The organism is Sphingomonas sp. PP-F2F-G114-C0414, assembly GCF_003688595.1.
Lineage (GTDB): Bacteria > Pseudomonadota > Alphaproteobacteria > Sphingomonadales > Sphingomonadaceae > Sphingomonas.
Window position 1 is genome coordinate 188,901 of record NZ_RCWT01000009.1, and the last position, 17,835, is coordinate 206,735.

The window sequence follows — 17,835 nt, forward strand, 5'->3', positions numbered from 1 at the left end:
CAACGGCGGGATGTGCATCGTCATGTCGACCTTGCCAATTGGGCCCTGGCCTTCGCCGGGGTGGGCATACTCGACCGAGAAACACCTCCCGCCGTCACCCCGGACCTGTTCCGGGGTGACGTGGAGCTGCGTAGTTTCTCCCCAACCCCGTCATCCTGACGAAAGTCAGGACCCAGAGCCACAGGCGTGCCGACCGTTACTCTGGATCCTGACTTCCGTCAGGATGACGGAGTTTCGGGATGACGGGCCTGTAGGTTGGTGGCCGTCCCATCGCCAGGGGCTGGGCTAGCCGGCTCCGATCGGGCATGGCCTCCCGCGACACTGTGGGTGAGCGTACAGATGGACGAGAAAGCAACTATCGCGCGGATCGCTGGCCCCGAGGATCATGTCGTCGTGGTGGGCGGCGGCTTCTCGGGTGCGTTGTTCGCGGTCAATCTGATGCGGCACGCGGGGCCGCGCGTCACGCTCATCGAGCGCCGCGACCGGCAGCTCGCGCGCGGCGTCGCGTATAGCGCGGCGCATCCCGACCACCTGCTCAACGTTCGCGCGGGCAACATGAGTGCGCTCCCCGACGATCCCGATCACTTCGTCCGCTGGCTGGAGGCGCACGGCAAGGGCGACCGCAAGACCTTCGTCCCGCGCACCACCTACGGCGCGTATCTCCGCGAACTGCTCGACGCGGCGATCGCGGAATCGGACGGCCGGCTGGTGCATGTCGAAGGCGAGGTCTGCGCGATCGAGCCGGTCGCAGGAGACGGCGTGACGCTCAAAATGGCGGACGGGCGGACGATCGCCGCCGATACCGCGGTGCTCGCGCTAGGCAACCTGCCGCCGCACACCCCGCCGGGCTTAAAGCCCGACGCACTGCCCGCGGGCGTGTATTGCGCCGATCCGTGGGCGGCCGATCTCGCGGAAGGACTGGGCGCGGACGACACCGTCGTGCTGGTCGGGACCGGGCTGACCGCGATCGACGCCGCGTTGCTGCTCGATGCGCAAGGGTTCGCGGGCCAGATCCTCTCGATGTCGCGTCGCGGTCTGTCGCCACGCCGCCACGTCGACGGCGCGCCCGCGCATCGCGGTGTCGCGGAGAAGCCGCAGGGCGGGCTGACCGATCTCGTCCGTCATGTCCGCGCGCGCGCCGCCGATGCCGGATGGCGTTGCGCGGTCGACGAGCTTCGCCCGGTCACGCAGATGCTGTGGTCCGCCGCGTCGCAGGAGGTGCGCGGGCGATTCCTGCGTCATCTCCGCCCCTATTGGGACGTGCACCGTCACCGCCTCGCGCCGCGTGTCGCCGAGCGCGTCGAGGCACTCGTCGCCAGTGGGCAGCTGAAATTCGCGGCCGGCAAGATCGTCTCCGCCGACGCCGATGGGACCGGCGCGAAACTGACCTGGCGACCGCGCGGCACGACCGAACCCGTCGTCACGCACGCCGCGCGGATCGTCAATTGCACCGGTCCGCAGGGTGACCTGTTGCGCTCGGAAGAACCGCTCGTGAAGCACCTGCTCGCGGCCGGCGCGATCAGGCCGGATCCGCTCCGGCTCGGTGTCGACGTCGACGCGCAGTCGCGCGCGATTCGGCGCGATGGCACCCCCGATGACCGGATCCACTGCATCGGCCCGATGACCCGTGGCGGGCTGTGGGAAGTCGTTGCGGTGCCCGATATCCGCGTCCAGAGCTGGGATCTCGCGCGGCGCCTGTCGAACGCGCAATGGGTCGGCGGCGAGGGGCTCTGAGCGCCTGATACCTCCGCTGGAGCCCTGGGGCGCGGTGGGGTGCGCCTCAACCACGGCCTGTCGACGCGCGCGCGCACCCGCTATATGTTACCGCGTCGCAACATGATGATTTTCAAGGGAGCCACGGCATGATCGGTCGACGCGAAGTGATGACCGCGCTGGGTCTGTTGGGGTTCGCCCCGCAGGCGGCCGCCGCGATGGCGCGCACCGCCACGGGAAAGACCGAGCTGTTCTCTTGGGAGGCACTGCAGGCGCGCGCCGCAACGCTCGCCACCAAGCCGTACCAGGCCCCCGCCAAGGTCGCCGCCGCCGCCGCGATCGATTACGACAAGGTCGGCAGCATCCGCTTCCGCGCCGACAAGACGCTGGCGGGCGGCATCCGCCTCTTCCCGCTCGGCCGCTATGCGCCGATGCCGGTCGCGATCAACGTCGTCGAAGGGGGGCAAGCGCAGCGTATCGAATTTTCGCGCGCGTTGTTCGAGGCCGAAGAAGGCCACGCCGCCGCGCTCGGCATCGCAGGGTTCCGCGCGATGGCACCGGGCGGCACCAGCGACTGGATGGCGTTCCAGGGCGCCTCCTATTTCCGCACCGCCGGTGCGCAGGATCAATATGGCCTGTCCGCGCGCGGTCTCGCGATCAACACGGGGTTGCCCGGTCGCGAGGAATTCCCCGATTTCACCGAATTCTGGATCGAGCGCACCGGCAACGATGCCTACACGATCTACGCGCTGATGGATGGCGCGAGCGTCACCGGCGCGTACCGCATTCAGTCGCGGCACGTCGCCGGCGCGGGAGTCGAGCAGCAGGTCTCGTCCGTGCTCAACGTGCGCCGCGACATCGAACGGCTCGGCATCGCGCCTGCTACCAGCATGTTCTGGTACGGCGAGGGCAACCGTGCGGCCGCGGTCGACTGGCGTCCCGAGATCCACGATTCGGACGGGCTCGCTCTGCTGACCGGCGCTGGCGAGCGTATCTGGCGGCCGCTCAACAACCCGCCGCACGATACGCTGGACAGTTTCGCGGACCAGGCGCCCAAGGGGTTCGGCCTGATCCAGCGCGACCGCAATTTCGATCACTACCAGGACGACGGCGCGTTCTACGATCGTCGCCCGAACCTGTGGGTCCAGCCGCAGGGCGACTGGGGCAAGGGCGCGGTGATGCTGTATGCGTTCCCGACCAGCAGCGAGACGGTCGACAACGTCGTCTCGTTCTGGACGCCCGCCGCACCCGCCAAGGCCGGGCAGCGACTGCAGTTCGATTATACGCTGTCCTGGAAATCAGCCGATCCGACCGCTGTCGCCACCACCGCGCACGTCGTCGATTGCTGGCAGGGCGTCGCGGGCAGGCCAGGCGCGGAGCCGGTCAAGGGTGCACGCAAACTGGTCGTGGATTTCGTCGGAACCGGTCTGGCCGGGCTCGACCGGCAGAGCGGCGTGATGGCGAAGATCAATGTCGTCCGCGGGAAAGTGCTCGCCAACGCGGCCTATCCGGTGGTCGGCCAGAAGAATCGCTGGCGCGTCACCGCCGACGTGGCCCCCGATGCGCAAGGACCCGCCGACGTCAGGCTGTTCCTTACGCGCGGTGGTCGTGCGCTCAGTGAAACCGTCCTGACGCCGATCTTCTGATGACCGTGCTTCCCGCCGTGATGCCCCCCATGATGCCGGGCGAAACCCCGATCGAGATGCTCCCGCAGCGTTTCGACGGGCCGCCGCCACCCTGGTCCGCACCCGAGCCGGGACCGGGGATGGTCGTGTCATCGGACGACATGCTCGCGCGCCGGATCATCCTCGTGCTGATGACCGGGTTGCTGGCGACCGCGGCGTCGTCGGCGGTGCAGGAATCGCTGCTCGCGGATGGACTGAGCTTCTGGGATGTGGCGCTGCTGGCGTTGTTCTTCCCGCTGTTCGCGTGGATTTCGTTCGGATTCATGAACGCCGCGATCGGCTTCGTGCTGTTGATGACCGGCGGCCATCCGGGGTTCGTGCCGACCCCGCGACAATCGGAACCACTCGAAGGACGCACCGCGATCCTGATGCCGGTCCACAACGAGGACATCGATGCGGTGTTCGAGCGGATCGCGTGGATGGCACGCGCGATCGCCGCCGGCGGTGTCGCCGACCGGTTCGACATCTTCATCCTGAGCGATTCGGGCGAACCGGCGGAAGCGGCCGAGGTCGCGGCGTGGCAGCGCCTCGCGCCGACGCTCGACTGCGCGCTTTATTACCGCCGCCGGACCGTGAACGTCGGCCGTAAGCCGGGCAACGTCGCGGAATGGATCCGGCGGTTCGGCGGCGGCTATCGCTACATGCTGATGCTCGACGCGGACAGCCTGATGGGCGGCAACACGATCATCGGCATGGCGCAGGTGCTCGAACGGCGGCCGGCGGTGGCGCTGCTCCAGACAGTGCCAGCGGTGATCAACGGCGTGACGCTGTTCCAGCGCTGGATGCAGTTCGCCAGCCGGCTGTACGGCCCGATCTCGACCGCCGGCCTCGTCTGGTGGTCGGGTTCGGAGGCGACCTTCTGGGGCCACAACGCGATGATCCGTATCGAGGCGTTCGCGGCGAGCTGCGGCCTGCCCAACCTTCCCGGTCGCGCGCCGTTCGGCGGTGTCATCATGAGCCACGACATGGTCGAAGCGGCGCTGTTGCGGCGGCGCGGCTGGCGCGTCCACATGCTGATGACCGAGGAGACGTTCGAGGAATATCCGCCGACGCTGATCGACGCGGCGGTGCGCGACCGGCGCTGGGCGCAGGGCAATATCCAGCATCTCAGCCTGCTGACGTCGTCGGGGTTCCACTGGGTCAGCCGGCTGCAACTGCTGATGGGTGCGTCGGCGTTCATCACCTCGCCGGTGTGGCTGCTGATGATCGCGACGAGCGTGGTGCAGGCGCTGATCGGCGAGCGCAACATCGTCGAGGCGCAGACCTCGCTCCAGGTGCTGTTCGTCACGCTGTTGCTGCTGTTCGGGCCGAAGCTGTTGAGCGTGATCTGGGCGTTCTCGAATGCGGAGCGTCGCGAGGGGTTCGGTGGACGACGCGGGATCGTCCGGTCGGTGCTGGTCGACGTGCCGTTTTCTATGCTGTTGGCGCCGGTGATCGCGTTGACGCAGACCATCGATCTGGCCGGGATATTGATGGGACGAAAGTCGGGTTGGGCGCCGCAGAACCGCGATGCGCACGAACTTTCGTTGGCCGACGTGATGCCGCGCTATCGCTGGCATGTCGGGGTGGGCGTGGCGCTGCTGCTGGTAACCCCGTTCGCGCCGATCACCGCGGCCTGGCTCGCGCCGGTGACTCTGGGACTGTTGCTCAGTCCGTTCCTGACGATGCTGACGGCGAGTGAGAAGGCGGGGCGGTGGGCGCTGTCGCACGGCATGTTCGTGGAGCCGGGCGAGCATGTTTCGGTGCTGTCGCGACCGTCGCTGCCGGCGCATAGCGGTTAACCCCCGCACTTCGTCATCCTGACGAAAGTCAGGACCCAGAGCCACGCAGGGCGCCGCTCGTTACCCTGGGTCCTGACTTTCGTCAGGATGACGAAGTAGGCGTCAGGACGTGGCGCGCGCCCGGTGGCCGCTCAGCTCCGCCCCGGCATCGACCGCGAACCGGCGGTTCCAGATCGTCGCTGAGGCGGACACCGCGGTCACGACCAGGAACGCCAGCGTGAAGTCCGCCAGTGCCGGCCTAGTCGCGCCGGTGCCGAGCATGCCGACATGCAGCGATGCCGCGCCGACGCAGATGCCGAGCGACAGCATCAACTGCTGGAACGTCGCGTAGAAGCTGGTCGCGCTGCTCATCCGCGACGACGGGATCTCGTCATACGCGATCGTGTTGTACGCCGAGAACTGGAACGACATGAAGAACCCCGAGATCATCAGCACGCCGAAGATCGCCGGGATCGGCCAGTCCGGGCGGAACAACCCCGCGACCGCGTAGCCCGAACTCGCGCAGAGTCCGCCGACGATCAGGCTGTTGCGGAACCCGAAGCGCCTGAGCACACGCGGGGCGAGGCTCTTCATCATCAGCGAGCCGATCGCGCCGGCAATCGTGATCGCGCCGCTCGCCGCCGCGGTCATCCCGAACCCAAGCTGGAGCATCATCGGCAGGAGGAACGGCTGCGCGCCTTGCGTGATGCGGGTGAGCGATCCGCCGATCACCGATAGCCGGAAGGTCGGGATGCGCATCAGCGACAAATCGAGGATCGGGTCGCTGCGGTGTTTGGCGTGGCGAATGTAGGCGACGCCCGCGACCAGCCCGACCGCGATCAGCACGACGGCGCGCGACAACTCGCCGGTGCGGCTGGTCATCTCGAATCCGAACAACAGGCAGCCGAGCGACACGCCCGACAGGATGAACCCCGGCACGTCGAAGCGCGCCGGTTTGTCCTCGCGGACCTCGCCGATGAAGCGCGTTACCAGGATCACGCCGAGCAGGCCGATCGGCACGTTGAGATAGAAGATCCAGCGCCAGTCGAGATAGGTGACGATCGCGCCGCCGACCGGAGGCCCGAGGATCGGGCCGATCAGCGCGGGCATGATCAGCCACGACATCGCCTGGACCATGTCCTCCTTGGCGACGCTGCGGAGCAGGACGAGGCGGCCGATCGGGATCATCATCGCGCCGCCGAGCCCTTGCAGGAAGCGCGCAACCATCATGAACGGCAGGCTGGTCGCCTGGCCGCACAGCATCGATCCGCCGACGAAAATGAGGATCGCCGCGCGGAAGATCGTGCGCGATCCGAACCGGTCCGCGAGGCGTCCGCTGGCAGGAATGAAGATCGCGAGCGCCAGCAGGTACGACGTGAGCGCCGAACTCATGCTGGTCGCTGGCACGCCGAAATCGCGCGCCATCGTCGGCAGCGCGGTCGCGAGCACGGTCGAATCCATCTGCTCCATGAACAGCGCGCAGGCGATGATCAGCGCGGTGATGCGGTAGTTGCTCGGCGTATGCGGCAGCGCGTCCGGGTCCTTGGCGACGCGCGCGATAGTGGCGGCAGCGGGCATGATGCCGTCGCGGATTTCGCTGTTGATCGAGGCGAGCCCGCGCCGTCGGAGCCTCATGCCTGCCACCCCCCGCCGAGCGCCTTGAAGACGTCGACCTGGCGATCGACCAACAGCGCGTCCGATGCCGCGAGGTTCGCCTGTGCGGTAGTCAGCGCGGCCTGCGCGGTCAGCAGCGAGAGGAAGTCGGTGCGGCCGAAGCGGTAGAGCGTGCCGGCTTGGTCCGCGGCGCGTGCGGCGCTGGACTGAGCGCGGCGGAGCGCTGCGTTGCGGTCGCCTTCGCGCGCATAGGCGGACAGCGCGGTTTCGGTCTGGCGGAGCGCTTCGAGCGTGGTCGAATCGAACTGCGCGAGCGCCTGGTCCGCGGTGGCGCCGGCCTGGGCGATCTGCGCGCGGATGACCGGGCGGTTGGGGAAACTCCAGCTGATCAGCGGCCCAAGCCCGAGATGGAATGCGTTGGTCGAGCCGAGCGACGACACCGGACCGGTGAACCCGGCCGAGCCGCCGAGGCTGACCTGCGGATAGAGGTTGGCGGTGGCGACGCCGATCCGCGCGGTCGCGGCGGCCAGCGAGCGTTCGGCCTGGCGGATATCGGGGCGGCGCAGGATCAACGCGGTCCCGTCGCCGATCGGCAGCGGCCGGGTTAGCGCTGGGGGCTTCGCACAGGTCGCGACGTCCTTGGGATAGTCGGCGGGCGTGCGGCCCATCAGCGTGGCAAGACGGTAGAGCGCGGCGGTGCGCGTCGCGACCTGTGAAGGGATTAGCGCCTCGCTCTGGTCGACCGCGGTTCTTGCCCGGGTCACGTCGAACGCAGTGCCGCGGCCGCCGCGTTGCAGGCGCTGCGTTACGTTCAGCGTCTGGCGTTGCAGTGCGAGGATGCGGTTGTTCGCGGCGAGCACCGAGTTGGCGGTGCAGGCGGTAGCGTAGCTGCGCGCGGTCTCCGCGGCGACGGTGACGCGGACGTTGTCGCGCGCGGCGGCGACGGCCTCGGCATCGCCTTGTGCCGCCTCGATCGCGCGGCGGATGCGGCCCGACAGGTCGAGCGGGTAGGCTAGCGTGATGCCGAGGTTGTAGTCGAGCGTGCCGGGGAGATTGCCGCCGGCTGTGTACGGGCGGTCGAGCGAGGTGCCGCCGCCGAGGACGGTCGACAGCGTGCGGCCAGCGGCGACTTCGGCGACGACCGCGTCGGCGCGGCGGAGGTTGGCGTCGGCGGCGCGGAGATCGGTGTTGGCGGCGAGCGCTTCGGTGACGAACGAGTCGAGGCGGGCGTCGCCGTAGAGTTGCCACCAATGGTCGGGGAGGGGGGCGTTGGCGAACGCCTTCTCGTGGCCGCTGTCGAACGCGCCTTGGGCGGAGGGGCGGTTGACGACGGCGGACTCGGGGAGCGCGTAGTTCGGGCCGGCGGTGGTGCAGGCGGCGAGGGCTAGCGCGAGGATACTCGCGGCGATACCGCGGCGACCTTTACACTCGCGTTGCCCAACTCCGTCATCCTGACGAAAGTCAGGACCCAGAGCCACGCAGGACATCGCTTGTAACCCGGGGTCCTGACTTTCGTCAGGATGACGGCGGGGGGTGGGTCGGATGGAGGCGCGCGTCATGCCGTCGTCCCCGGTGCGACGCGTGGTTGGACGGTCACCGTTGCGGTGCGGCCTACGATCAGTTGCACCCCCTTCGGCACCTGCGTCAGCTTCACCCGCACCGGGATACGCTGCGCCAGCCGCACCCAGTTGAACGTCGGGTTCACGTTCGGCAGCAGGTTGGTCGTGTTGGTCCGTTCGCTGTCGTTGATCCCCGCGGCGATGCTGTCGACGCGACCGTGCAGCGCTTGTGGTTCGCCCATCAGATGAACGATTACCGGGTCGCCGAGGTGGATGCTGCCGAGCTTGGTTTCCTCGAAATAGCCTTCGACCCGGAGCGAATCGGTGTCGACCAGCGCCATCGCCTGCGTTCCGGTCGCGATATAGTCGCCGGGGTGGAGATCGAGGTTGGTGACGATCCCGTGCACCGTCGCGCGCACCGTCGTCCGCGCGAGGTTGAGCGCCGCGGTCGAGCGTGCGCTCTGCGCCTGGGCGAGCGCGGCCGACGCGGTGGCGACGCGCGCGACGTTCTGCTCGTGCGTCTCTTTCGCGACCAGATCGCCGAGGGCGAGATCGCGCTGTGCCTCGCGCTTCGCCTGCAATAGCGTCGCACGCGCGCTCGCGATCGACGCGTCGGACTGCGCCAGCGTCAGCTGGAAGCGGGGGCGATCGACCACGAACAGGATATCGCCCGGCTTCACCGCCTGGTTGTCGTGCACCGCGACCTGCGTGACCAAACCCGCGACGTCGGGCGTCACGCGGACGATATCGGCGCGGATCTTCCCGTCGCGCGTCCACGGATCGGTCTCGTAGTGCTTCCACAGCCAGATCCCGACGAGCACCGCCAGCAGGACGATCACCAGCGTGACGGCGGAACGGCCGAGCGGCGCGAGCAGCGATTTGAAACGGGAAGCGGTCATGCGGAAGGTCCGGTGAGCAGGGCGAGCAGCCCGAGGATGAGGATGAACAGCGCGAGATCGACGAGCGGGCGATAGGTCACCACGCGGTAGAAGCCGGCGAAGGCGAGCAACCGCGTCGCCAGTCCGGTGAGCAGGACGGCGGCGACCGCGAGCAGCAGGATGCTGGGCAGGAAGACGCCGCCGATCGAGATTTCGCCGGTCATGGGGTTGCTCCATATGCGGGCGCCTGGGGGAACAGGTTGCGCCGGAGCGAGGTCAAAGCCAAGACGCCGGTGCGGTGGCGGTCCGACATGCCGGCAGGCGTGCTGGTCGCGAACCCGGCCATCGCGGTGTCGATCCCGGCGAGCAGGTCGGGCTCGGGCGGGGCCGGCCTGTCGGGGCGCAACGCGCGGTAATGCCTGCCAACTCCGCGCAGCACCGGGGTGATCGCCGCGGCCTCGCCGGGCGTGCCGTCGAGCCGCAACTTCTTGAGTTCGCCGACCGCGACGCCGACGCGCAGATCGGTCAGCGCGTCGAGCAGCGGTTTGCCCGGGTCCTCGCCCTGCGCTGCGAGCCGCGGCGCGAGCAGCCCGATCCGGTCTAGCATCCGCGCGATCCAGCCGGCGGCGTCGGGGCGGCCGGGCGAGTCGCTCCGCGTCGCGAGTTCACGCCAGCCCGCGCGGATCAACCGCCGCGCGCTGGTGTCCGCGCCGATCGTCTGGAACAGCCCGACCGTGACGACCGCGAACAACGTGCCGACCAGCTGCGCGATGCCGCCATTGATGAAGGCACTGAAATCGCTGCCGAAGCGGTCGTTCAGCCCTACGGTGTTCAACCCGCCGAGCAGCGCGCCTAGCGTCACCAGCAGGGTCGCGGGGCGCGCGAGGTACATCCCGCCGATCAGCATCGGGGGAGCGAGCACCGCCATCAGCGTCACGAAATCGGTGACCCGCGGCAGGATCGCGAAGGCATAGACCGCGGAGATGACGAGGCCGATGATCGTGCCGTAGAAGAACGCCATGATCGACGGCGCGGGATCGTCGCTGTTGCCGAACAGCGCGCAACACACACCCGCGATCAGCACAGCGCCCGCGCCGTCCGCCCAGCCGGTGCCGATCCAGAAGATGCAGCCGAGCAGGATCGTCGCGATCGTGCCGAGCGCCGCCCGGAGCGCGATGCCGCGGTCGCGGTGGAGCGGGCGCTTGGTCGTGCGCGCCAGCAGCCGGGTCACGGCGGGCGTGACTGGCGTGCGCGACGGCGAACGCATCTGGTCGCGCAGATCGCGCGCGTTGCGATGCGCGTCGATCAATTCGGCCAGCCGGGCGAGCAGGCTGAGCCGCAACGCGTCGCGCCAGATCAGCGTGTCGCCGACAGGGGGCTCGAGCGCCCTGGCACGGGCGATCAGCGCGTCGGCGGTCTCGCGTCGCTCGGCGAGTGGCAGCGGATCGCGCAGCCAGTCGCGAACGTCCTCGATCAGCGCGATCGCTTCGGGGCGGGGGGCGTCGGCACCGCGTCGCAGCTCGACGATCCGGTCGTCGACCGCGCTCGCCAGCGGGAGCAGCATCGACAGCTCGGCCTGAAGCGCGCGGAGCGTGCGGACGCGCGGCAACAGACGTGCGGTGTCGAACGGCAAATGGATGGAGAGCTGGTGCAGCTCGTTGATGTCGAGCGCGAGGCGGCGGCGGTCGCGGCTAAGGGCCGCATCGGACTCGCCCGCGAGCGAATCGCGCGACCAGCGCTCTGCGTCGCCGAGGATCGCGTCGATCCGTCCGAGCAGTACCGCGGTCACGGTCTGCGGAAAGACGAAGCCGTGGATCAGGCTGCCGCAGAGGATCCCGATCGTGATTTCCTGGACGCGCAACGCCGCCGTCGTGAACACCGCGCCGGGCGCCTCGACCGACGGGAAGCCGATGATGCTCGCGGTATAGCCCGCCAGCAGGAACAGGTACGCGCGGGGGGTGCGGTCGAGCAGCGAGATGTAGAGGCACAGGCCCAGCCACAGTGCGAGGCCGAGCGACAGCAGTTCGGGGGCGTTGACCAAATTGGGCACCAGCACCACCGCCGCGACTGCGCCGAGCACGGTTCCGGCGACGCGGAAGACCGCCTTCGACAACACCGCGCCCGCCAGCGGCTGTGCGACGATGTACGACGTCGTGACCGCCCAATAGGGCCGCGTCAGGCCGATCCGGAGCGCGATGTAATAGGCCAGCATCGCCGCGACGAAGCATTTGACCGTGAACAGCGCCTCCGTGCTGCCGAACCGCGAGAGCATCATCGCGCGCGATCCGCCTGGAAGCGCGCGCCGAGCCGTTCGGCGACGCGCAGCGCGGTGGCGAGATCGTCGTCGGACACGCCGTCGAGCATCGCATGGCGCAAGGTCGCGAACTTCGACTCGATCGTGGTGACGAGCGTGCGGCCGCGGTCGGTCAGGCGGATCCGGCTGACGCGTGCGTCGTCGGCGTCGCGGTGACGTTCGACCAGTCCGGCGGCGGTCATCTGGTCGATCGAACGGACCAGCGAGGCCTGCGTGACGTCGAGTTCGCTCGCGAGATCGGTCTGGCGGACGTCGTCGCCGAGCCGCCCGACCTGGACCAGCGCCCAGCCCGTGGAGGCCGACACGCACATGTCGCTGAGCGCACGATCCGCCGCCTGCCGCCACAGACGCGCGAGCGGCATAAGCGTACGGGCGTAGGAGGCTTCGAGACGGGCGCGGGCGGAAGTCATTAGCGTGCTAAGTAATGGCGTTTGCCGATGCTGCAATGCGGAATTAGCGACAGGAAGGAAAAAACGTGGTGGCGCGTGGGTTTACACGACCAACTCCGTCATCCTGACGAAAGTCAGGATCCAGGGTAACGAGCGATATCCTGTGTAACTCTGGATCCTGACTTTCGTCAGGATGACGGAGTTTAGTTCAACAGCGCGACGATGTCCGCGGCGATCTCTGCTGGCAGCCGCGATTCCCCGGCCTCCACCGTAGACACCGTCGCCCAGCGACCGAGCAAACCGGCCTGCGCCATCGCCGCGTAGTTGGTCCGGACGCGGTCCTGCAGCCCGGTATCGGCTTCGTAAGCGTCGAACGCGTCGTCGGTGTACGACCGTTTGCGCTTCTTCAGGATCAACCCGCGGGCGATCGCGGCGGGGGTATCGAGATACACCGACAGATCGGGGGTCGGCAGCGCGAACGACCCTGTCTCGAGGTCGGCGATCCACGCCATCATCGCATCGGCCTCGTCCGCCGGCACCTGCGCCGCCTGATACGCCATGTTCGAGGCGATGTAGCGGTCGAACACGACGACGTCGTTCGCCGCCATCGTCGCGAGCAGGTGATCGCGCGATTCCATCCGGTCGAGCGCGTAGAGCACCGCCGCTGCCTTGGGCGAGGTGCCGCGCGGCAAATTGCCCGCAAGCATCGCGCCGAGCGCCCAGCCGCCGACCGTCTCGGTATAGCGCGGGAACGACACGACCTCGGCAGTGCGGCCGGAGGCGCGCAACTGCTCGACCACCAGCGCCGAAGCGGTGGCCTTGCCCGCGCCGTCGGCGCCTTCGATTGCCAGGAGGAAACTCATGGGGTCTGCCCTAGCAAGGCGGCGGGCCCTAGCAAGCCTTACCGACTCACCAAAGCCTGCAAATCGATCAGCCCGCGCAACAGCGACGTGCCGCCCGGCGAGGCAATGTAGCGCGGCGTCCAGTTCGGCCTGAACTTCTCCTTGTACGCGCGCAGGCCCGCGAACCCGTAGAATCGCTCGCCGTGGCGGAACAGGAACGCGGCGACCTTCGACCAGGTCGGCGACAGTCGCCTTGCCTCGATCCCCGACAGCGGCGCCATCCCGAGCGAGAAATTGCGATAGCCGTGCTCGTGGCCCCACAGCATCAGCCGAGTGAACAGGAAGTCCATGCCCCCCTGCGGCATGTCCTCGGCGTGACGCATCAGGTCGACCGACAGCTCCTGGCCGTTGGGCGTCGCCCAGATATTGGCGAAGGCGACGATCCGCCCCTCGATCCGGACCACTGCGCAATCGAACGTCGTCAGATAGCCGGGTTCGAACCGACCGACGCTGAAGCTCTTCTCGGCATGATCCTTGTCGGCCAGCCACCAGTCCGAGATCGCCTGCAATTCGGGTAGGATCGCGGGCATGTCGGCGGCTCGCACGACCGCGAACTCGGCGCCGGCGCGCTCGGCGACTCGGCTCGCCTTGCGCACGCTGCGCATGTCGGGCGTCTCGAGCGTGAAACCGCCGAGTTCGACGGTCGCCTCCTCGCCGTATTTGACGAGCTTCAGCCCCATCTCGATCGCGATCGGGACGATCCGAAGACCGATCTGGTACAGCAGCAGTCGCCCTTGCGCGGCATCGGCCCGCGCGCGGATCGCCCAGAGCAGCTCGGACCACGCCTCGGCCGGGCCGACGGGATCGCCGATCACGATCCAGCTCGCGCCCTTGACCTGGTACATCAGGAACGCGTCGCGGCTGTCCGACACCAGGAAGCGCTTGTCGCCGGTGAAGGCGAGCATCGCGTCGGTCCGGTCGGCATGCGCGAGCGCTGCCTCCGCCACGTCGTCGGGCAGCACGTCGTGGACGAGCGGCACGGGCGCCGCCGCGAACAGCCGCCAGATCGCCGCACCGATCAGCAGTAGTCCGACCGCAAGGCTGGTGCGCAGGAACCGCGAGGCGTTGGCGTTGGTCTCGAACTCCCACCACAGATTGCTCGAATAGCCGACGCGGTGGTATGCGAAGAACCCGATCAGCACCGACAGGCCGATCGCCGCGCCGACCCCGACCAGCCATTCGGGCGACAACGGCTCCGCGGTCAGCCGCGTTCGCCGGTAGAAGGCGCCGCGCGTCCATTGTAGCGCGGCGGCGGTCAGCAACAGGACGGTCGCCTCCTCGTAATCGAGGCCCTTGGCGATCGACAACAGCGCGCCGGCGATGAGCAGCGTCCGGGCCGCCCAGAAGGCACCGTCGAGCCGGCGGTAGAGCCCGAGCGCCACGAACAGCAGCATGACGCCGACGAGGCTGGCCGCGACATGCGCCATCTCGCTGATCGGCAACGGCAGGATCGTCGCCAGCGCGTTCATGCGGCCGGGCGCGGCGGGCAGCGCCCCCGACACCAGCAGCATCGCGCCGCTCATGAAAACGAGCACGCCGAGCAGCAACGGCGCCAACGGCAGCGCGATCGTCAGTGGATCGGTCCCGCGGCCTTCCTGATCCGGCGCGCGCGCCCGCTTGCGCCATTGCCGGCCCTCGTGGAACGCGAGCAGCACCGCCGCCAGGATCAGCGGCGCGACGTAATAGATGATCCGGTAGGCGAGCAGCGCGGCGAGGATGGTCGCGTTGTTCTGCGGCATCGTCGCGATGATCACCGCCTCGAACACGCCGAGTCCGCCCGGCACATGGCTGATCAGCGCGACGACGATCGCCACCGCATAGCCGAGGAACAGCACCGGATAGAGGTCGGGGGAGGCGTTCGGGAGCAGCACGAACAGCGCTGCGCTCGCCGCTGCGAGATCGACCGTCGACACCAGCAACAGCGCGAGCGCCTGGCGCGCGTCGGGCAGGGGGAGCCGCCAGCCGAACAGCCCGATCGAACCGCCCTGGCGATAGCGCAGGACGATGGCCAGCATCGCCAGCGGGATGCCGATCCCGATCGCCCGCTCCAGCAGCGGCGGCAGAGTCCAGTGGACGATCGGCAGCATGCCCGGATGGATCGCCATCGACAGGCACGCGACGCTGATCACCCCCGCCCAGAACGTCACCCCGGCGATCAGGACGACGCGCGCCACCCCCGCCTCGTCCAGCCCGGCGCGGCTGTAGACGCGGTAGCGCGCCGATCCGCCGGTCAGCATCGCGAGCCCGAGATTGTGGCTGATCGTGTAGCTGGTGAACGACGCGACGGCGGCGGTCCGCCAGGGTAGCGGATGACCGATCACTCTGAGTGCGATCGTGTCGTAGAAGGTCAGCGCGATATAGCTGACGACGGTCAGGCCGATCGACGCCGACAGCGCGGGCCAGCCGAGCGCCGCGAACGCCGTACGCACCTCGGACAGGCGGATTTCCGCGGTCAGCTTGTGGATCGCCGCGAAGCCGAGCACCGCGACGAGCAGCACCGCGAGCGCGATCAGCATGCCGCGGCGATGCGCGATCCAGTCGCGGATCCGGATAAGCGTGGGTCGCGTCGTCATGACATGCGCAAACCGTGTTTCCGAACCCGAGTCCCGCCATGAGGCGGACGTGTCTGTTCCCCGGCCCCGATAGTGTCCGGCATTGGCAAGCTCATCGACGACCCCTCAGCGCGCGAACACGAACCGCGCGAGGACATCGTAGAGCGCATCGACGTCGCGGTGAAGCGGATGTCCGCCGGGCAACGCCACGTTTTGCACATTGGGCTGTGTCAGCAGGGGGCACAGGCTGCCAATTTCCTCCTGGCCGTGCACGCACAGCAGCGGCACCCAGGTCAATCGCCGTGCGGTCGGCAGGGCATCGATCGTCGGCGTCCAGAGATCGAAGATCTCGCTCGGCGAGGCGCGGAACTGGACGTTGTCCTCGGGCACGATCAGCGCCACCCGCACGATTTTCGCGCGCAGGTCGGCGGGCAGGTCGATCAGCCCGACGTGCAGCATGTCCGCGCCGAACGACTGGCCGATCAGCACGACCTTGTCGGTCTGGCTCAGCCGCAACGCGCGGCGTTCGGCGTCCGCGATCAACCGCGTGATGTCGGCGGGCGTCCGGGTCTTGCGCAGATACGTCAGCGTGTTGACCGCGACCACCGGCACGCCGTCCGCCGCCAGCCGCTGCGCGATCTCTCGCGCCATGCCGATCCTGTAGCCGACGTCGCTGGTCAGCAGCACCGCGGCGAACGGGCGCTTAGCAGTGGTGGGGGACGCATTGGTCGCGGGGACGTCCGTGAACACCGAACCGCCGAAATAGCCGAGCCAGCCCATGAACCCCGTCGCGATCACCGCCAGGACCACGAGTCCGATCAGAGCACGCCGAAGACCCGTCATCGCCGCCGCCTTACCCAGGACGGGATGATCGCGAGATGGAGCGGCCGTGACGATTCCGTCACGTCGCGCCTGCCGACCGCTGCGGGTAGACCGGCCGGCGAAGCGGGCGCGGTTCAGGCCGGATCGTGTGCAAGCTGCTCGTGGTGACGGATGACCTCGTCGATGATGAAGCGCAGAAACTTTTCCGAGAATTCCGGATCGAGCTGTGCCTCCGACGCGAGATGCCGCAACCGCGCGATCTGGCGCTCCTCGCGGCCGGGATCGGCAGCGGGCAGGCCGTGGGTCGCCTTGTGCCGGCCCACCGCCTGCGTCACCTTGAACCGCTCGGCGAGCATGTGGATGAGGGCCGCATCGATATTGTCGATGCTCTGGCGATATCCGGTCAACAGGTCGTCAGCCACCTAAAACACCCTTTCGTTGGTTCGGCGCGCCTTTTGCGAGGATACGGCCGGATCGGCAAGATGTCCGCGGGGCGGGCCGGGGTGAGCCGAGGGTCGGCAAGGGTTGCTTTGCAGGGGCATAGGCGGCAGAGGCTCGGGGAGATGAGCGCCACCGTCCACCGCCTCGAAACCGTACGTCCCAATCCCGAGTCCCAGCCGTCGCTGGACCCGATGGTCAAACTCGTCACCGGCGACATGGACCAGGTCAATGCGGTGATCCGCGGCCGGATGCAGTCGGAAATCCCGCTGATCCCCGAACTCGCGGGTCACCTGATCGCCGGCGGCGGCAAGCGGATGCGGCCGATGCTGACGCTCGCGAGTGCGCAGCTGATCGGCTACACCGGCACGCAGCATCACCTGCTCGCCGCCGCGGTCGAGTTCATCCACACCGCGACCCTGCTCCATGACGACGTCGTTGACGGCTCCGACCTGCGCCGGGGCAAGCGCACCGCCAACATCATCTGGGGCAATCCCGCCAGCGTGCTGGTCGGCGATTTCCTGTTCAGCCGCAGCTTCGAACTGATGGTCGAGGCCGGCAGCCTCAAGGCGCTGAAGATCCTGTCGTCGACCAGCGCGGTCATCGCCGAGGGCGAGGTCAACCAACTCACCGCCGCACGCCGCGTCGATCTCGGCGAGGAGCGCTATCTCGACATCATCGGTGCGAAGACCGCCGCGCTGTTCGCAGCTGCCTGCCGGATTTCGGCTGTGGTCGCCGAGCGCCCCGAGGCGGAAGAGGCTGCGCTCGATGCGTATGGCCGCAACCTCGGCATCGCGTTCCAGCTGGTCGACGACGCGATCGATTACGTCTCGGACGCGGACACGATGGGCAAGGACGCAGGCGACGATTTCCGCGAGGGGAAGATGACGCTTCCGGTAATCCTGGCTTACGCGCGCGGCTCGGCCGAAGACCGCGCGTTCTGGAAGGATGCCGTCGAAGGCCGCCGCGACAGCGACGCCGATTTGCAGCATGCGATCCGCCTGATCCGCTCGACCCGTGCGATCGACGACACCTTCGCAAGGGCCCGTCATTACGGCCAGCGCGCGATCGATTCGATCGGGGGATTTGCGAACGGTGCCGCCAAGGACGCGATGATCGAGGCGGTCGAGTTCGCGGTCGCTCGCGCGTACTAGCCAGCGCGCGGACCAGTTTCTTTCGTCGCTCAGCACGAACGGCGCTTGTCGGGAC

General features: G+C 68.4%; 14 protein-coding genes. 4 read left to right on the forward strand and 10 right to left on the reverse strand.

The genetic code is table 11. The features are described 5' to 3' along the window. Positions 1 to 339: 339 nt before the first annotated feature. From C8J47_RS01470 to mdoH, 3 genes are all read left to right on the forward strand, one after another. On the forward strand, positions 340 to 1,734 hold the full coding sequence (locus C8J47_RS01470) for an FAD/NAD(P)-binding protein (RefSeq protein WP_121884162.1): 1,395 nt from the start codon (positions 340 to 342) through the stop codon (positions 1,732 to 1,734). Between the two features lie 128 nt (positions 1,735 to 1,862). Then, positions 1,863 to 3,359 (forward strand): glucan biosynthesis protein, encoded by a 1,497-nt coding sequence (locus C8J47_RS01475; RefSeq protein WP_259467302.1) that lies wholly within the window; start codon positions 1,863 to 1,865, stop codon positions 3,357 to 3,359. Next, positions 3,359 to 5,179, forward strand: a complete 1,821-nt coding sequence (gene mdoH / locus C8J47_RS01480; RefSeq protein WP_259467303.1) for a glucans biosynthesis glucosyltransferase MdoH — start codon at positions 3,359 to 3,361, stop codon at positions 5,177 to 5,179. The genes C8J47_RS01475 and mdoH overlap by 1 nt, the downstream gene beginning before the upstream one ends. Positions 5,180 to 5,281: 102 nt before the next feature. On the opposite strand, the gene C8J47_RS01485 is transcribed toward mdoH, so the two are convergent. The 10 genes from C8J47_RS01485 to C8J47_RS01530 all read right to left on the reverse strand — a co-directional run bounded on the left by C8J47_RS01485 (position 5,282) and on the right by C8J47_RS01530 (position 16,610). After that, positions 5,282 to 6,793 (reverse strand): DHA2 family efflux MFS transporter permease subunit, encoded by a 1,512-nt coding sequence (locus C8J47_RS01485; protein ID WP_121884696.1) that lies wholly within the window; start codon positions 6,791 to 6,793, stop codon positions 5,282 to 5,284. Continuing rightward, positions 6,790 to 8,181 carry an efflux transporter outer membrane subunit gene (locus C8J47_RS01490; protein WP_259467364.1) on the reverse strand — a complete coding sequence of 464 codons (1,392 nt, stop codon included), beginning with the start codon at positions 8,179 to 8,181 and terminating at the stop codon, positions 6,790 to 6,792. The genes C8J47_RS01485 and C8J47_RS01490 overlap by 4 nt, the downstream gene beginning before the upstream one ends. 146 nt (positions 8,182 to 8,327) lie before the next feature. Further along, on the reverse strand, positions 8,328 to 9,230 hold the full coding sequence (locus C8J47_RS01495) for an efflux RND transporter periplasmic adaptor subunit (protein ID WP_121884164.1): 903 nt from the start codon (positions 9,228 to 9,230) through the stop codon (positions 8,328 to 8,330). Next, a complete protein-coding gene (locus C8J47_RS01500) occupies positions 9,227 to 9,433 on the reverse strand; it encodes a DUF1656 domain-containing protein (protein ID WP_056052175.1) in 207 nt (68 codons plus the stop codon). The genes C8J47_RS01495 and C8J47_RS01500 overlap by 4 nt, the downstream gene beginning before the upstream one ends. After that, on the reverse strand, positions 9,430 to 11,484 hold the full coding sequence (locus C8J47_RS01505; protein ID WP_121884165.1) for an FUSC family protein: 2,055 nt from the start codon (positions 11,482 to 11,484) through the stop codon (positions 9,430 to 9,432). The genes C8J47_RS01500 and C8J47_RS01505 overlap by 4 nt, the downstream gene beginning before the upstream one ends. Next, complete coding sequence (locus tag C8J47_RS01510; protein WP_183128987.1) at positions 11,481 to 11,933, reverse strand: MarR family winged helix-turn-helix transcriptional regulator; 453 nt, start codon at positions 11,931 to 11,933, stop codon at positions 11,481 to 11,483. The genes C8J47_RS01505 and C8J47_RS01510 overlap by 4 nt, the downstream gene beginning before the upstream one ends. A gap of 182 nt (positions 11,934 to 12,115) precedes the next feature. Then, entirely contained in the window at positions 12,116 to 12,775 is a 660-nt protein-coding gene (locus tag C8J47_RS01515; protein ID WP_121884167.1) for a dTMP kinase, read from the reverse strand. A gap of 38 nt (positions 12,776 to 12,813) precedes the next feature. Further along, positions 12,814 to 15,387 (reverse strand): bifunctional lysylphosphatidylglycerol flippase/synthetase MprF, encoded by a 2,574-nt coding sequence (mprF, locus tag C8J47_RS01520; RefSeq protein ID WP_220683328.1) that lies wholly within the window; start codon positions 15,385 to 15,387, stop codon positions 12,814 to 12,816. Positions 15,388 to 15,492: 105 nt separating this feature from the next. After that, complete coding sequence (locus tag C8J47_RS01525; protein ID WP_121884168.1) at positions 15,493 to 16,209, reverse strand: AcvB/VirJ family lysyl-phosphatidylglycerol hydrolase; 717 nt, start codon at positions 16,207 to 16,209, stop codon at positions 15,493 to 15,495. 113 nt (positions 16,210 to 16,322) lie between these two features. Continuing rightward, positions 16,323 to 16,610 carry a chorismate mutase gene (locus C8J47_RS01530; RefSeq protein WP_060526366.1) on the reverse strand — a complete coding sequence of 96 codons (288 nt, stop codon included), beginning with the start codon at positions 16,608 to 16,610 and terminating at the stop codon, positions 16,323 to 16,325. A gap of 141 nt (positions 16,611 to 16,751) precedes the next feature. Between C8J47_RS01530 and C8J47_RS01535 the strand changes: the two genes are divergently transcribed. After that, positions 16,752 to 17,780: a polyprenyl synthetase family protein gene (locus tag C8J47_RS01535; RefSeq protein ID WP_121884169.1), complete on the forward strand. Its 1,029-nt coding sequence runs from the start codon at positions 16,752 to 16,754 to the stop codon at positions 17,778 to 17,780. Positions 17,781 to 17,835 lie beyond the last annotated feature (55 nt).

What these genes read in the sequence shown, in the direction of transcription:
- C8J47_RS01470 (WP_121884162.1), top strand. Translation starts at nt 340, where the DNA reads ATGGACGAGAAAGCAACTATCGCGCGGATCGCTGGCCCCGAGGATCAT.
- C8J47_RS01475 (WP_259467302.1), top strand. Translation starts at nt 1,863, where the DNA reads ATGATCGGTCGACGCGAAGTGATGACCGCGCTGGGTCTGTTGGGGTTC.
- mdoH (WP_259467303.1), top strand. Translation starts at nt 3,359, where the DNA reads ATGACCGTGCTTCCCGCCGTGATGCCCCCCATGATGCCGGGCGAAACC.
- C8J47_RS01485 (WP_121884696.1), bottom strand. Translation starts at nt 6,793, where the DNA reads ATGAGGCTCCGACGGCGCGGGCTCGCCTCGATCAACAGCGAAATCCGC.
- C8J47_RS01495 (WP_121884164.1), bottom strand. Translation starts at nt 9,230, where the DNA reads ATGACCGCTTCCCGTTTCAAATCGCTGCTCGCGCCGCTCGGCCGTTCC.
- C8J47_RS01500 (WP_056052175.1), bottom strand. Translation starts at nt 9,433, where the DNA reads ATGACCGGCGAAATCTCGATCGGCGGCGTCTTCCTGCCCAGCATCCTG.
- C8J47_RS01505 (WP_121884165.1), bottom strand. Translation starts at nt 11,484, where the DNA reads ATGATGCTCTCGCGGTTCGGCAGCACGGAGGCGCTGTTCACGGTCAAA.
- C8J47_RS01510 (WP_183128987.1), bottom strand. Translation starts at nt 11,933, where the DNA reads ATGACTTCCGCCCGCGCCCGTCTCGAAGCCTCCTACGCCCGTACGCTT.
- C8J47_RS01515 (WP_121884167.1), bottom strand. Translation starts at nt 12,775, where the DNA reads ATGAGTTTCCTCCTGGCAATCGAAGGCGCCGACGGCGCGGGCAAGGCC.
- mprF (WP_220683328.1), bottom strand. Translation starts at nt 15,387, where the DNA reads ATGACGACGCGACCCACGCTTATCCGGATCCGCGACTGGATCGCGCAT.
- C8J47_RS01525 (WP_121884168.1), bottom strand. Translation starts at nt 16,209, where the DNA reads ATGACGGGTCTTCGGCGTGCTCTGATCGGACTCGTGGTCCTGGCGGTG.
- C8J47_RS01535 (WP_121884169.1), top strand. Translation starts at nt 16,752, where the DNA reads ATGAGCGCCACCGTCCACCGCCTCGAAACCGTACGTCCCAATCCCGAG.